At 55.3% G+C, this 12,924-nt stretch carries 9 protein-coding genes, 6 tRNA genes and 1 other RNA gene; 9 read left to right on the top strand and 7 right to left on the bottom strand.

The genetic code is table 11. From position 1 onward, the window contains the following. Positions 1 to 186 precede the first annotated feature (186 nt). Positions 187 to 2,049: an NEL-type E3 ubiquitin ligase domain-containing protein gene (locus EDC52_RS03925; RefSeq protein ID WP_165911644.1), complete on the top strand. Its 1,863-nt coding sequence runs from the start codon at positions 187 to 189 to the stop codon at positions 2,047 to 2,049. A gap of 182 nt (positions 2,050 to 2,231) precedes the next feature. On the opposite strand, the gene EDC52_RS03930 is transcribed toward EDC52_RS03925, so the two are convergent. From EDC52_RS03930 to gltX, 3 genes are all read right to left on the bottom strand, one after another. Further along, positions 2,232 to 2,307 (bottom strand) — tRNA-Ala (locus tag EDC52_RS03930). 52 nt (positions 2,308 to 2,359) lie between these two features. Beyond that, positions 2,360 to 2,435 (bottom strand) — tRNA-Ala (locus EDC52_RS03935). A 129-nt stretch (positions 2,436 to 2,564) separates the two neighbouring features. Beyond that, complete coding sequence (gene gltX / locus EDC52_RS03945) at positions 2,565 to 3,971, bottom strand: glutamate--tRNA ligase (protein ID WP_131864012.1); 1,407 nt, start codon at positions 3,969 to 3,971, stop codon at positions 2,565 to 2,567. A gap of 248 nt (positions 3,972 to 4,219) precedes the next feature. Between gltX and EDC52_RS03950 the strand changes: the two genes are divergently transcribed. The 5 genes from EDC52_RS03950 to EDC52_RS03970 all read left to right on the top strand — a co-directional run bounded on the left by EDC52_RS03950 (position 4,220) and on the right by EDC52_RS03970 (position 4,836). Next, positions 4,220 to 4,295, top strand: a tRNA-Val gene (locus tag EDC52_RS03950). A gap of 54 nt (positions 4,296 to 4,349) precedes the next feature. Next, positions 4,350 to 4,425 (top strand) — tRNA-Val (locus EDC52_RS03955). A gap of 42 nt (positions 4,426 to 4,467) precedes the next feature. Further along, a tRNA-Val gene (locus EDC52_RS03960) sits at positions 4,468 to 4,543 on the top strand. A 19-nt stretch (positions 4,544 to 4,562) separates the two neighbouring features. Next, positions 4,563 to 4,638, top strand: a tRNA-Lys gene (locus tag EDC52_RS03965). Between the two features lie 69 nt (positions 4,639 to 4,707). Next, positions 4,708 to 4,836: non-coding RNA, RtT sRNA (locus EDC52_RS03970), on the top strand. 44 nt (positions 4,837 to 4,880) lie between these two features. On the opposite strand, the gene EDC52_RS03975 is transcribed toward EDC52_RS03970, so the two are convergent. The 4 genes from EDC52_RS03975 to EDC52_RS03990 are packed head-to-tail and all read right to left on the bottom strand — an operon-like array spanning position 4,881 to position 9,591. Continuing rightward, the gene (locus tag EDC52_RS03975; RefSeq protein ID WP_131864013.1) at positions 4,881 to 6,401 is read right to left on the bottom strand and encodes a DHA2 family efflux MFS transporter permease subunit; all 1,521 of its coding nucleotides are present in this window, start codon (positions 6,399 to 6,401) and stop codon (positions 4,881 to 4,883) included. Between the two features lie 12 nt (positions 6,402 to 6,413). Then, positions 6,414 to 7,649, bottom strand: coding sequence for an efflux RND transporter periplasmic adaptor subunit (locus EDC52_RS03980; RefSeq protein ID WP_131864014.1), 1,236 nt, complete (start codon positions 7,647 to 7,649; stop codon positions 6,414 to 6,416). A gap of 22 nt (positions 7,650 to 7,671) precedes the next feature. Then, entirely contained in the window at positions 7,672 to 9,126 is a 1,455-nt protein-coding gene (locus tag EDC52_RS03985) for an efflux transporter outer membrane subunit (protein WP_131864015.1), read from the bottom strand. Positions 9,127 to 9,141: 15 nt separating this feature from the next. Next, positions 9,142 to 9,591, bottom strand: a complete 450-nt coding sequence (locus tag EDC52_RS03990; protein WP_131864016.1) for a MarR family winged helix-turn-helix transcriptional regulator — start codon at positions 9,589 to 9,591, stop codon at positions 9,142 to 9,144. A 320-nt stretch (positions 9,592 to 9,911) separates the two neighbouring features. Between EDC52_RS03990 and fepB the strand changes: the two genes are divergently transcribed. The 3 genes from fepB (at position 9,912) to fepG (ending at position 12,923) form a co-directional block, all read left to right on the top strand. Then, positions 9,912 to 10,856, top strand: a complete 945-nt coding sequence (fepB, locus tag EDC52_RS03995; RefSeq protein ID WP_407924195.1) for a Fe2+-enterobactin ABC transporter substrate-binding protein — start codon at positions 9,912 to 9,914, stop codon at positions 10,854 to 10,856. Next, on the top strand, positions 10,837 to 11,883 hold the full coding sequence (gene fepD / locus EDC52_RS04000; protein ID WP_268990338.1) for a Fe(3+)-siderophore ABC transporter permease: 1,047 nt from the start codon (positions 10,837 to 10,839) through the stop codon (positions 11,881 to 11,883). The genes fepB and fepD overlap by 20 nt, the downstream gene beginning before the upstream one ends. A 74-nt stretch (positions 11,884 to 11,957) precedes the next feature. Then, complete coding sequence (fepG, locus tag EDC52_RS04005; protein ID WP_131864099.1) at positions 11,958 to 12,923, top strand: iron-enterobactin ABC transporter permease; 966 nt, start codon at positions 11,958 to 11,960, stop codon at positions 12,921 to 12,923. The last annotated feature ends 1 nt before the right edge of the window (position 12,924 follow it).

A 12,924-nucleotide genomic window follows, 5' to 3' on the forward strand; every position in this document is an offset into this window, starting at 1 on the left:
TGCTCTTACCCCACCGATTTCCTGTCACTCTCCAGACAATATTTGTTGACTCAACTGCCTTTTACATTCTGCTATAACATGAGCCTCTTAGTGACCTTGAGGCGTAAGTTAATGGGAATAGTTTCATCAAAAATAATATCGAATTGCATAGAATGCTCGAAGCTTACAAGTGTTGACGAGCTGGCAATGGAGTATTCCGAGCATCTGCAAAGGATTTCCCACATCAGCAATAGCAATATCCTGCCTGTTGCCGAGTCTTATCGCCCGGATATTACCCCTTTACCCCAACAGGGGCAGCATGATGCTGGCATCGTTGACCATAATGAAACGCCGGTTCTGCATTCAGTGAGTAACGCTACGATGACCCAGCTGAGGGAAAAACAAAGGATCCTGGATGAATGGAGAAACTGGGCTTCTCAGGGTAAACCGCACGAAGAGCGTTATTTGGCAGTCAAGAAATTAAGAGAGTTTTATCGGCATCACCAGGTTACGGAGTTAAGCCTGCAAGGACTCGGCCTGAGTTCATTACCGCAATGCTGGCCGGCAACCATTACCACGCTAGACTTATCGAAAAACAGGCTCAAATGTGTGCCGGGCGCGTTGCCAGCCAAGCTTGAGAAGTTGGACATCTCTTTTAATAGCTTATCGCTACTTCCCGGATTGCTACCTGATTGCCTTAAAAAAATGAGTGCCTCAAGCAATAAACTCATGCTCTTGCCCCCTTCGTTACCCGCCAAGCTTGATACGATGGATATTAGTCACAACAATGTGATCAATTGGCCGGCTGCCCTGCCCCGCAAGTTGCGGATTCTCATTGCCAATGATAATGCATTCACCCAGTTGCCCTGGCCCATACCGCCCTGTCTGGAGCGATTGGAGCTCAAGGAAAATCTGATATCGACCGTAGAAGGTAAATGGTTCTTCCAGCCCAGTCCGCCGACCGTCTCTTTGCAGAATAATCCCCTGACCGAACAAGCACGGCAGGATATCGATGAAGCCCACAAGCATGCTCATTATGGAATTCAACGTTTTCATTCTTCTCCTGAACGCTCAGTCGCTCAAATGAACAATAAAGCGACGGGTTCGATTCAATCTAATATGACGGGCAAACCTTGTCTGCTTAAATCTGCTGCCGGCTGGTATCCTGCTGACCAACTGCAACAGATTCTGACGCGCTGGCAGCCGTACAAGCGCGAACCTTATGCGGCCAATTTCGCTTATTTTCTAGACCGGCTCGCCAACACCGCCACTGCGAAAAATACCACTTTCATACAAAGCGTTAGAGAATGGCTGCATAAACTGTCATTGCACAGCATGTTGCGTGACGAAACATTCTCCTTATGCCGGACGTTACTGAATGCGAGTGATAACCGGATAGCACTGACCTTTAATACCATGACGATGCTGGGGATCAGGATTGATATAGAACAAGGCCTCTATCAGCATGTTCCCGATAGGCTTTACGCCCTTTCTAAAGGCATATTCAGGCTGCGCAAGCTGGAAACACTTATCTGGCAATTCATCATAAACACAAAGCCCGCTAATCAGATTGACGTTTACCTTGCTTATCAAGTCGAACTGAGAGACAGATTGAATCTGCCGTTATTGGTTACCGAGATGACGGCTTATGATCCGCAGATGATTGGTGAACAAGAATTTTCCCAAGCGGTAGCAGAAACTCTGCGTAGCGAAGAAGCTGATTTTATCCACTGGCTTGCCGTTGAATGGGCACCGTGGCTGACAATGATCGAGTATGAGTATCCGGCACTGTATCAGGTGGCGAAAGCTGATATTCAACAGTCGATTGAAGAACAATTCGATCATATGCTCAACAGCAGGTTAGCCCCCGATCACCTGGAAAACGACGACGATGCGCGCAGGATTGTCGGTTTGCAAATCATGAGTGAATTCAAGGCAGCACATTTCATGCCAATGACCCGCTTGATTATCCAGGACAAGAGCCTGGATCGAGATAAAAAGCCCATACGGTCAAAGAGCCAGCCAATGCCCCGCCAGACAGGGGCCGATAAAAGAGGCAATGTTTCCTGAAGCATCAACCGCTCAAGAAATAAAGCGCTGGCCGGCAAACAGATAGGCTTACCTTAAGGCGCTAAACAGAATCTGCATGTTTTGGCTGAGGCAACCATCTGGCACAGTGAACTAGGATCACAAACAAGCAACAGGCTAAATGGCAGGCGTAAAAAAACCGGCTTTACGCCGGCTTTTTTATTTGGTGGAGCTAAGCGGGATCGAACCGCTGACCTCTTGCATGCCATGCAAGCGCTCTCCCAGCTGAGCTATAGCCCCGAAATTCTCGGATGACCACATCAATAGCGGATACATAAACCAACCTGGTGATTGGTGGAGCTAAGCGGGATCGAACCGCTGACCTCTTGCATGCCATGCAAGCGCTCTCCCAGCTGAGCTATAGCCCCATTCCGTACTTATCGAATCCGGTGGACGGGGCGCATAATATGAAACCCGGCAAACGGTGTCAACGGCTAAATCACTCAATTGCATCAAACGCTGAAAAAGCCGCCAAATCAGCGGCCAGTGCTGCAAACTCAAGCGCGCTTGGCAATGAATTCCAGCGCCATGTCAATGCGCGCCAGGGAACGGGATTGCCCGATGGCATGTACTGTGACATCCAGGCCCGGTGACTGGCCCGCGCCGGTTACCGCAACCCTGAGCGGCATGCCGACCTTACCCATACCCACGCCAAGCTCATCAGCGGTATGCTGGATAGCTTCATGTACCGATTCAGGGGTCCACTGGGTTAATGCCGCCAGCTTGGCGCGAACCTGCTCCAGCGGCTCACGGGCAACCAGGCGCAGGTGCTTTTTGGCGGCATCGGCATCAAACTGTTCAAAGTCTTGATAAAAATAGTGGCAGCTGGCGGCCATTTCCTTGAGGGTCTTGCAGCGATCGCCCAGCAGTCGTACCAGATCGGCCAGCTGCGGTCCGTTCCGGGTATCAATCCCCTGCTGCTCGATATGCCATACCAGATGGGTAGCCACGTATTCAGGAGCCAGATGGTTGATATAATGATGGTTCAGCCACAGCAGTTTTTCAGTGTTGAACGCACTGGCCGATTTACTGACCGCATCCAGAGAAAATAACTGTTTCATCTCGTCAATGCTGAAGATTTCCTGATCGCCATGTGACCAGCCCATGCGAACCAGATAATTAAGCAGCGCTTCAGGCAGGAAACCGTCATCCCGATATTGCATAACACCGACCGCGCCATGACGCTTGGAGAGCTTTTTACCATCATCGCCAAGGATCATCGACACATGGGCATACTCTGGCACCTGGGCGCCCAATGCCTTCAGAATATTAATCTGGCGCGGTGTATTGTTGATGTGATCTTCTCCGCGGATGACATGGGTAATTTCCATGTCCAGATCGTCAATCACCACACAGAAATTATAGGTCGGCGAACCATCCGTACGACGAATGATCAGATCATCCAGTTCCTGATTGCTGAATTCAATTGGACCGCGGATCAGATCGTTAAAGATAACCGAGCCTTCCTGGGGATTACGGAACCGGACCACGCAGGGTTCGTGGTCATCATGGTGCTCGTGGCTGTCGCGGCAACGCCCGTCATAACGCGGTTTTTCACCCTGTTCCATTTGCTTTTCACGCAGGGCTTCCAGGCGCTCTTTAGAGCAATAACATTTGTACGCGGTACCTGATTCCAGCATCTCGTCGATAACGGCGTTGTAGCGATCAAAACGCTTGGTCTGGTAATAGGGACCCTCATCCCAGTCCAGATTCAGCCAATTCATCCCATCCATAATGGCGTGTATGGCTTCCTGCGTGGAACGCTCAAGATCGGTATCTTCGATGCGCAACACGAATTCGCCCCCGAGATGACGGGCAAACAGCCATGAATAAAGTGCGGTACGGGCGCCGCCCACATGCAGATAGCCAGTGGGACTGGGGGCGAAACGGGTTTTAATCTTCATCAGAAACACTGCCTTAATACGCTTGGCTGAACGCTGGAAGTCGGGCTTCCGGCGATATAGAAAAAGTGGGCAATATTCTACCACTCCCCCATGAATCCTCAACGCTTACCCACTTTTGCTGTTGGCATTCCGCTCATTTCGAATATAAAAACTGCCGGCTTGACTAAATTTGCGCCGAACACGCTTTTTACCATCAAAAATCGTTGACTCACTTTCAAGTATCCCTATAATGCGACTCCACACAGCGGGGGTGATTAGCTCAGCTGGGAGAGCACCTCCCTTACAAGGAGGGGGTCGGCGGTTCGAACCCGTCATCACCCACCAGACTTTTTTAAGTCGCTCTGCTGTGAGAAATAAAAGTAATACGCTGTAAGAAGTGGGTGATTAGCTCAGCTGGGAGAGCACCTCCCTTACAAGGAGGGGGTCGGCGGTTCGAACCCGTCATCACCCACCACTTCTTGAGTCTGTATTGTTTTGATTTTCGTTTTTCAGAATGGGGTGATTAGCTCAGCTGGGAGAGCACCTCCCTTACAAGGAGGGGGTCGGCGGTTCGAACCCGTCATCACCCACCATCATTTCTGAAGCTTTAGTGGGTCGTTAGCTCAGTTGGTAGAGCAGTTGACTTTTAATCAATTGGTCGCAGGTTCGAATCCTGCACGACCCACCACTTTCAAGCCCTGCACGACCCACCACTTTCAAGCTTATCTTCGCAGTCAAATCCAAACTGTTCTTCAAACATGTCGCACTGTCGTGCGGGATGAGAACCTGCGTTCAGGTTCGAGCCGAGCGCAGCGAGACAGCGTTGCCGTACGGCAACGACCCGAAGGGCGAGGCCACAGGCCGAGTCATCCTGCTAAAAAAAATATCCCTGAGGCGGGATATTTTATCTGCTTGCTCAATAACGACCTGCTAATGACCGCCGCCGCCGCCCTTGGCGCTGAAAGGCGGTTTGGCCAGCCAGATAACCAAGATAAGCGACATGAAGATCCACCCCATCAAGGTGAAGTAATCGATGGTCGACAGCATATAGGCCTGCCCTTCCACCAGCTTGTCCAACTGAGCCATGGCGGTTTGGCTGCTGCCTCCCAATTGATCAATGTAATCGCGGGTGACCGGATCATAAGTGTTAACATGCTCGGTAAGCTGGGCATGGTGAAAAATTTCCCGCCGTTGCCAGATCCAGGTGGTCAATGAAGAGGCAAAACTGCCGCCCAGTACCCGCAGGAAGGTCGCCAGTCCCGAGCCGTCAGCAATATCTTTCGGCGGCAAACTGGACAATAGAATACTGGTGGTCGGCATAAAGAATAGCGCTACACCGATACCCATGAATCCCTGGATCATCGCGATGTGGTAATAGTCTACCTCAGTGGTGAAATCCGCCCGCATAAAGCAGGAAATCCCGATGACCAGAAATGACCCTCCGGCCAGCAGCCTGAGGTCAAATTTATGGGCATAGCGACCAACCAGCGGCGACATGAACACCGGCAGGATGCCGATCGGCGCCGCCGCCAGTCCGGCCCACACTGGGGTATAACCTAACTGGGTCTGCAGCCATTGAGGCAACAGCAGATTGATACCGAAGAACCCGGAATAGCCCAGCACCAGCGCCAGGGTACCAAAAGAAAAATTTCGGTACTTGAATAGCCGCAGATTGATAATCGGATGCTTGTCGGTGAGTTCCCAGATAACCAGCGCTGTCAGCGAAACCACCGAGATAAGAGTTCCAATAACGATGAAATTGGATTCAAACCAATCCAGATCGTTGCCTTTATCCAGCACGACCTGCAAAACCCCGACACCGATAATCAGCAGCATCAGGCCGATATAATCGATGGGCTGGTGATGTGCCTCTTCCGGCCGGTCCTTTAACTGGGCGAAAACCAGCATCGCCGCCAGGACGCCTATCGGCACATTGATAAAGAATATCCATGGCCAGGAATAGTTATCGGTTATCCATCCGCCGGCCAGCGGGCCGACGATAGGAGCGACGACGGTAACCATCGCCAGCAGTGATAGCGCCATACCTCGCTTGGCCGCCGGGAATATGGCCAGCAGCAGCGTTTGCGCCATTGGGTAAAGCGGACCGGCAAAGAATCCCTGCAGGGCGCGGAACAGCACCAGTTCGGTCATGTTCTGCGCCACGCCGCACATAAAGGACGTAATGATGAACAGCACCACCGAGGCCAGAAACAGCTTCATCTGGCCAAAACGGCGAGACATCCACCCGGTCAGCGGCAAGGCAATGGCATTGGATACCGCAAATGAGGTGATGACCCACGTCCCCTGTTCTGAACTGACGCCCAGATTTCCGGAGATTGTCGGTAATGCCACATTGGCAATCGTGGTATCCAACACCTGCATAAACGTCGCCAGCGAGAGGCCGACGGTGGCGAGCACCAGGCTAGGCGGACGAAACGATTGTTCACTCATGGCTGCTCCGCATTAACCTTTTTTCTGGCCGGCGCTACGGGCCTGCTCGCCATTTTCATGGATGATGCGTTCCACCAGGGCATCCGCTTCAACCAACTGATGATCGAATACATTGGTGGTGTAGCGAGGCTGGTGCTGCGGTTCGGGCACCAGCACTCCGCCGTCCTGATTGTGCAAATCGACGGTAACGGCGGTCGACAGACCGATACGCAGCGGATGTTTATCCAGGTTATCCGGCTCCAGACGAATACGTACCGGCAGACGCTGGACGATCTTTATCCAGTTGCCGCTGGCATTCTGCGCCGGCAGCAGGGAAAACGCGCTGCCGGTACCGACGCCCAGGCTCTCTATTTTACCCCGATAGGCGATATCGCTGCCGTACAGATCGGCTTCTATCTCAACCGGCTGGCCGATGCGCATCTGCAGCAGTTGGGTTTCTTTGAAATTGGCGTCAATCCAGACCTGGTCCAGCGGTACCACCGCCATCAGCGCGGTGCCCGGCTGTACGCGGCTGCCGACCTGTACCGACCGTTTAGCTACATAGCCGCTTACCGGTGCCAGCAGGGTACTGCGCACATGGTCCAGATAAGCTTTGCGCAATGCCGCCGCCGCGACTTTCACGTCCGGATGGGAACTGATGGTGGTGTCATCGACCAATGCCGCCGTGGTGTCCAATTGCTGCTGTGCTGACGTCAGCGAGGTTTCTGCGGAGGTCAGGGCGTCGCGGGAATGTGACAGCTCTTCTTGAGAAATCGCTCCATTCCGTGCCAAGTTAGCGCGGCGCTGATAGTCCGAGCGGGCTCGTTCCAGCTCGATTTTCTTGGCGGCAACCATGGCTTTGTAATTATTCACATTGCTGTACATGCCGCGCACCTGACGAACCGCTTTTGCCAAGTTGGCTTCCGCATTCTCCTGACTGACCAACGCATCGCTGGGATCAAGGCGCACCAGGATCTGGCCCTGACGCACAAAATCACCATCATCGGCGGCAATGGCCGTCACCGTTCCCGCCACTTGCGGCGTGATCTGGACCAGGTTACCGGTGACGTAGGCGTCATCCGTCGTCTCAAAATAACGGGCATGCAACCAGTAATAAAGCCCGTATGCAATGGCCCCGGCGATCACCAGCAACAGCAGGATCACCAAAAACAATTTACGCTTGCCGGACTTTTTCGGTGCGGCGGATTTGCCGTTTTCAGCGCGGGCGCCCTCGCCCGTCTGCACGGTATTATCGTGTTTTTCAGCCATAAAAGATCAATTCCTGATGTGCTTAGTTCGCAGCCACGGTTGAGGTGGCGGTTGACGGACCTGAATTCTGATACCCTCCCCCCAGCGCCTGCATCAGCAGGATGGCGGTGTCGGTACGGTCAGCAGTGATGCTGGCCAATTCTCTTTCGCTCTGGATAAGTTGCTGTTCCACGCTCAATGCATCGATATAGTTGCCAATACCGGCGCTGTAGCGTTCCATGGCGCTGTCCCATGAGGCCTGCGCAATATCACGGGCGCGCCGCTGCTGCTGGATCTGTGTTTCCATCGATGCCAGCCGTGAAATGGCATCGCCAATATCACCCAAGGCATCGACCAGGGACTGGTTATACTGCGCAACCGCCAAATCGTAATCCGCATTGCTGCCGGCCAGATCGGCGCGACGGCGGCCGCCATCGAATATAGGCAGCGACAGCGCTGGCCCAATGGAGAAATAACGGCTCGGCGCGCCAAAGAAGGCATCCCCCAGCAGCGATTTGGTGCCGGCGGCGGCAGTCAGGTTGAGATTGGGGTAAAAGGCAGTGCGGCTGACTTTGATATCTTTGGTCGCCGCTTCCACCCGCCAGCGCGCGGCGACCAGATCAGGCCGACGGCCCAGCAATTCAGCCGGCAGCTGCGGCGGCAGGCTGACCGATTCCGGTGCAATCAGTTTGGGACGCGGCAAGCGCTCTGCGCCATCCGGCCCCTGGCCCATCAGTACCGCCAGACGAATGCCGGCGGTACGCACCTGCTGGCGCGCATCAGTCAGCGTCGCCTCGGCAGAAGCTTCCAGGCTTTCGGTCTGCTGATATTGGAATTTACTGTCCAGGCCGGCATTGTAGCGCCGTGAAGCCAGATCCAGCATGGTCTTGGTGCGCTTGAGATCCAGTTCAGCCAGACTGACCAGCGCCCAGGCATGGCCGTAGGTATTGTAAGCGCGGGCCACATCGGCAGCCAGCGTCAGCCTTGCCGCCTGCCGGTCCACTTCTGCCGCATTGGCACGCCCGACGGCGGCTTCCCAGGCGGCACGCTGACCGCCCCACAGGTCAAAGGTATAGTTGAAGTGGGCCGAAAGCGTACGCAGGGTGCCATACTGTTTACCCATGCCGTTAGGATCATCCACCCGGGCATTTCGCGAACGGGTCATGCCGGCATTGGCATCAAGCGTTGGCAAGCGTTCGGCTTCGGCTGCCAGCACCGAGGCGCTGGCCTGACGAGCACGGGCATCAGCCACCTGCAGGTCGGGGCTGTTTTGCAGCGCATGCCTGATGATGACATCAAGCTGTCTGTCGCCCAGGGTATTCCACCAGTCGACGGCCGGCCAGTGGGCGGATGAAAGCGTAGCGCCCGACAGCGTATGCTGACTGGCAAGGGATGAAGCATCCAGCGCCCTGCCCTGGGTATGCAGCCCATTTGGCATGGCGCAGCCTGCAAGCACGAGTGCGCTGCAAAGCGATAACAGATGAATGCGCGACGGCATAGTAAAAGAGACTCCTTAAATACCGGTATGATGTGTCACAAGCTTGGTCAGCAGGCGATCCAGTTCGTTACGTTCGGCGGGGGTGAGCGGCGCCAGCAAATCATTGAAGGTATCGACTACCACCTCAGGAATATGTCGGCAAAAATCCTGACCACCGGAGGTGAGCTTGATGTGCATTTGACGTCGGTCAGTGGGGCAGCGCTCCCGGGTAATCAGTTTTTTATTTTCCAGCCGATCCAGCATCCTCGACATGGCGCCGCTATCCAGCACCAGGCAGCGGGACAGATCGGCTGACGTTGATACCCCGTCACGACTCATCAACAGCAACACTTTGCACTGGGCGGCGGTTATCGCATAGGGGATAAGGTAATGCTCCAGCAGACGATCTTTATGCGCGTTCAACTGATGGATTTGACGTCCCCAGCGATGAACGGCGTTTAAATCGGCCAGTAAAAAGTGTGTCATCAGGGTCTATGCCTAGGCAGTAATTTACAATGTAACTATACGCCGGCAATTTATGCTCAACAACCGTCAGTTTTGTAAGCAGATATTTACATTATGCGTACTGGTTCACATTTTTATTAAAACACTAGGCAATGGAATCGTATTGAAAACCATTATCATCACCTTCAAAAGCGTGTAAATTAAGACCTTATTTTTTCGGGGCGGACAGTGACGGCAGTAAAATGGCCTTAACTCATCACCACCACCGGTCTATGATCAAGGAGCACACAGTGGTAACTGGGGCTAAGGCAACAATCAATGCCGGTCTGGCGGCGATATTATTGGGCGTTATCGCATGGGCGGCCGCCCTCGGACCGGTGCTGGCGGCGGATGAAGGCTGGCCCCGGACGATCCAGACCCTTAAAGGGCCGCTCAAGCTGGAACGGGCGCCTCAGCGTATCGTATCGACCAGCGTTACCCTTACCGGCACGCTGTTGGCAATCAATGCGCCGGTGATTGCCAGCGGTGCTACCCATCCTAACAGTCGGATCGCCGACGGTCAGGGTTTTCTGACCCAGTGGGGCGACATCGCCCGACAGCGGCAGGTCAGTGTGCTTTACCAAAGCCTGCCAAACGCTGAAGCCGTGGCCGCCAACGCGCCGGACCTTATTATTATCGCCGCCACCGGCGGCGATTCGGCGCTGGCGCTTTATGATCAGTTGTCGGTCATCGCCCCGACCTTATTGATAAACTACGACGATAAAAGCTGGCAGCAGCTCGCCGTACAGCTCGGCGAGGCTACCGGCCATGAGCTGGACGCGGCCAATACCATCAGTGCATTTGAACAGCGGGTCAGCAAGGTTAAAGCATCAATGACCCTGCCTCCCCAGCCGGTTTCCGCCTTTGTTTATCAGGAGGACGGCAAAGGGGCTAATCTTTGGACCTCAGCCTCAGCCCAAGGCCGACTACTGGAGGAATTGGGCTTTAGCCTGGCGCCGGTGCCTGAATCAGTCAGGGGAAATCACAGCATGGGCCAGCGTAAGGATATTGTGCAGATTGGCGGTGAAAATATGGCCTCCGGCCTGGCCGGCAATACCTGGCTGCTGTTTTCCGCTGACCAATCCAGCGTCGAAGCCCTGAAGAAAAACCGCTTCCTGGCCCAGCAGCCGGCAGTGCGGCGGCAGCATGTTTATGCCATGGGCAAAGACACCTTCCGTCTGGATTATTACAGCGCCGGCAATCTGCTGGACCGCCTGGAGGCGCAGTTTGTCCGTCAATCGCATTAAAACCGTCCGCCACGGCACCGGCAAGGTGCGCTCTGCCAAGGGACGCAGCCTGCTTATCATTGGCCTGACGGCAGTATTGATATTGGTCATGGTGCTCAGCCTGCTGGTCGGCGAGCGCAGCATTCCTGCCACTGACGTTTGGCAGATCATACAAGGGCGTCTCGGTGGCCCCGACAGCGTTATCATCATGGACGGCAGGTTGCCGCGCACCCTGGCCGGGATCCTGGCTGGCGCAGCCCTGGGGCTCTCAGGCGCACTGATCCAGGGACTGACCCGCAATCCGCTGGCCGACCCCGGCATCCTCGGCATCAATGCCGGGGCTGGCTTTGCCGTAGTGCTGGGCATTACCTTTTATCATGCCGGCACCCTGCCTGAGTATTTGCTGTTTGCTTTTGCCGGCACCTTGCTGAGCGCAGTGCTGGTTTATCTTATTGGAACCCTGGGCAGCCCGCGTATCAACCCGGTGCGGTTAACGCTGGCGGGTGTGGCGGTCGGCGCCGTGCTGCTGGGGGTATCAACCGGCATTTCGCTGCTGGATCCGCTGGTATTTGATAAAATCCGCTTCTGGCAGGCGGGCACGCTGGATATCCGTGCCCTATCGCCGGTGCTGACCGTGGCGCCGTTCGTTATTATCGGCTGCCTGCTGGCGCTTGGCCTCGGTCGAGGACTGAACGCCATTACCATGGGCGAAGACCTGGCATTGGCGCTGGGCACCCGATTGCGTCTTATCCAGGCGCTGGCGCTGCTGGCCATTACCCTGCTGTGTGGTTCTGCGACGGCGCTGGCCGGGCCGATTGCCTTTATCGGACTGATGATTCCTCATGTCGCCCGCTGGCTGGTGGGCCCTGACTACAATTGGATCCTGCTGTTAACCCTGTTGCTGACCCCAGTGCTGCTGCTGCTGGCGGATATTATCGGCCGAGTGATAGTGCCGGGCGAGCTTCGGGTATCGATAGTGACCGCCTTTATCGGCGCACCGGTGCTGATAGCGCTTGTGCGCAACAAACATCAGGTCGGCTCACTATGAACAGCAACTCGTTAGCCAAAGCGGGCGTGGCATCCGCATCGGCGGCAGCCCGCCGGCTCAGGCCCGCCCAGCTTATGGGTTGCTGCCTACTGGCGGCGGTCTGCGTGTTGATGTCACTGACGGCGCTGGGCTCAGGCGCGCTCGAATTACCTTTCAGCCAGGTCATGGCCGCTTTATTCGGGAAAGCGCCGGCCAATGTGGTGCTGATCGTGACCCAATGGCGTCTGCCGCGGGTTGCCATGGCCCTGATTCTCGGCGCTGCGCTGGGGGTCGCCGGTGCAGTGTTCCAATCGCTGACCCGAAATCCGCTCGGCAGTCCGGATATCATCGGCTTCAACACCGGCGCCTACAGCGGTGCGCTGCTGATGATCATGCTGACCGACGGCAGCCAGAATTATATCGCCCTAGGGGCTGTTGCCGGTGGCCTGCTGGCCGGGATGACAGTTTATCTGCTGGCTTGGCGCCAGGGTATCCAGGGATTCAGGCTGATAATCGTCGGTATCGCCATCAGCGCCATGCTCTCTGCCGCCAATAACTGGATGATTATCAGTGCCTCCCTCGCCTCAGCGATGTCAGCGGCCTTATGGATGGCAGGATCCCTAAACGGAATCACCTGGCATAAAGGCGTGCCTTCAATAGCGCTTATCGCTATCGCGCTGGTGCTGATGCCGGTGTTCAATCGGCGCATGCAGTTGCTTGAAATGGGCGATGACGCCGCCACCGCCTTGGGCGTTAACACTGGTCAGACCCGTCTGGCGCTGATGGTGCTGGGCATTACCCTGACTGCGGCGGTGGCCGCTGCCGCAGGACCGATATCCTTCATCGCCCTGGCGGCACCGCAGTTGGCCAGACGGCTGACGCAGAGCGCCGGCGTTCCCTTGCTGGCATCGGCGCTGATGGGGGCCGCCCTGCTGCTGTGCGCCGACGTTGTCGCCCAGCACCTGTTCAGTCCGAATCAACTGCCGGTAGGCGTTGTCACCATCAGTATCGGCGGTCTGTATCTTATCTGGCTGTTAATCAGGGAGTCCCGACGGCTATGAG

Source organism: Biostraticola tofi (assembly GCF_004343195.1).
Lineage (GTDB): Bacteria > Pseudomonadota > Gammaproteobacteria > Enterobacterales > Enterobacteriaceae > Biostraticola > Biostraticola tofi.

Bases quoted from the DNA above. Each gene is read 5' to 3' on its own strand.
- EDC52_RS03925 (WP_165911644.1), top strand. From the start codon at position 187: ATGGAGTATTCCGAGCATCTGCAAAGGATTTCCCACATCAGCAATAGC.
- gltX (WP_131864012.1), bottom strand. From the start codon at position 3,971: ATGAAGATTAAAACCCGTTTCGCCCCCAGTCCCACTGGCTATCTGCAT.
- EDC52_RS03975 (WP_131864013.1), bottom strand. From the start codon at position 6,401: ATGAGTGAACAATCGTTTCGTCCGCCTAGCCTGGTGCTCGCCACCGTC.
- EDC52_RS03980 (WP_131864014.1), bottom strand. From the start codon at position 7,649: ATGGCTGAAAAACACGATAATACCGTGCAGACGGGCGAGGGCGCCCGC.
- EDC52_RS03985 (WP_131864015.1), bottom strand. From the start codon at position 9,126: ATGCCGTCGCGCATTCATCTGTTATCGCTTTGCAGCGCACTCGTGCTT.
- EDC52_RS03990 (WP_131864016.1), bottom strand. From the start codon at position 9,591: ATGACACACTTTTTACTGGCCGATTTAAACGCCGTTCATCGCTGGGGA.
- fepG (WP_131864099.1), top strand. From the start codon at position 11,958: ATGGGTTGCTGCCTACTGGCGGCGGTCTGCGTGTTGATGTCACTGACG.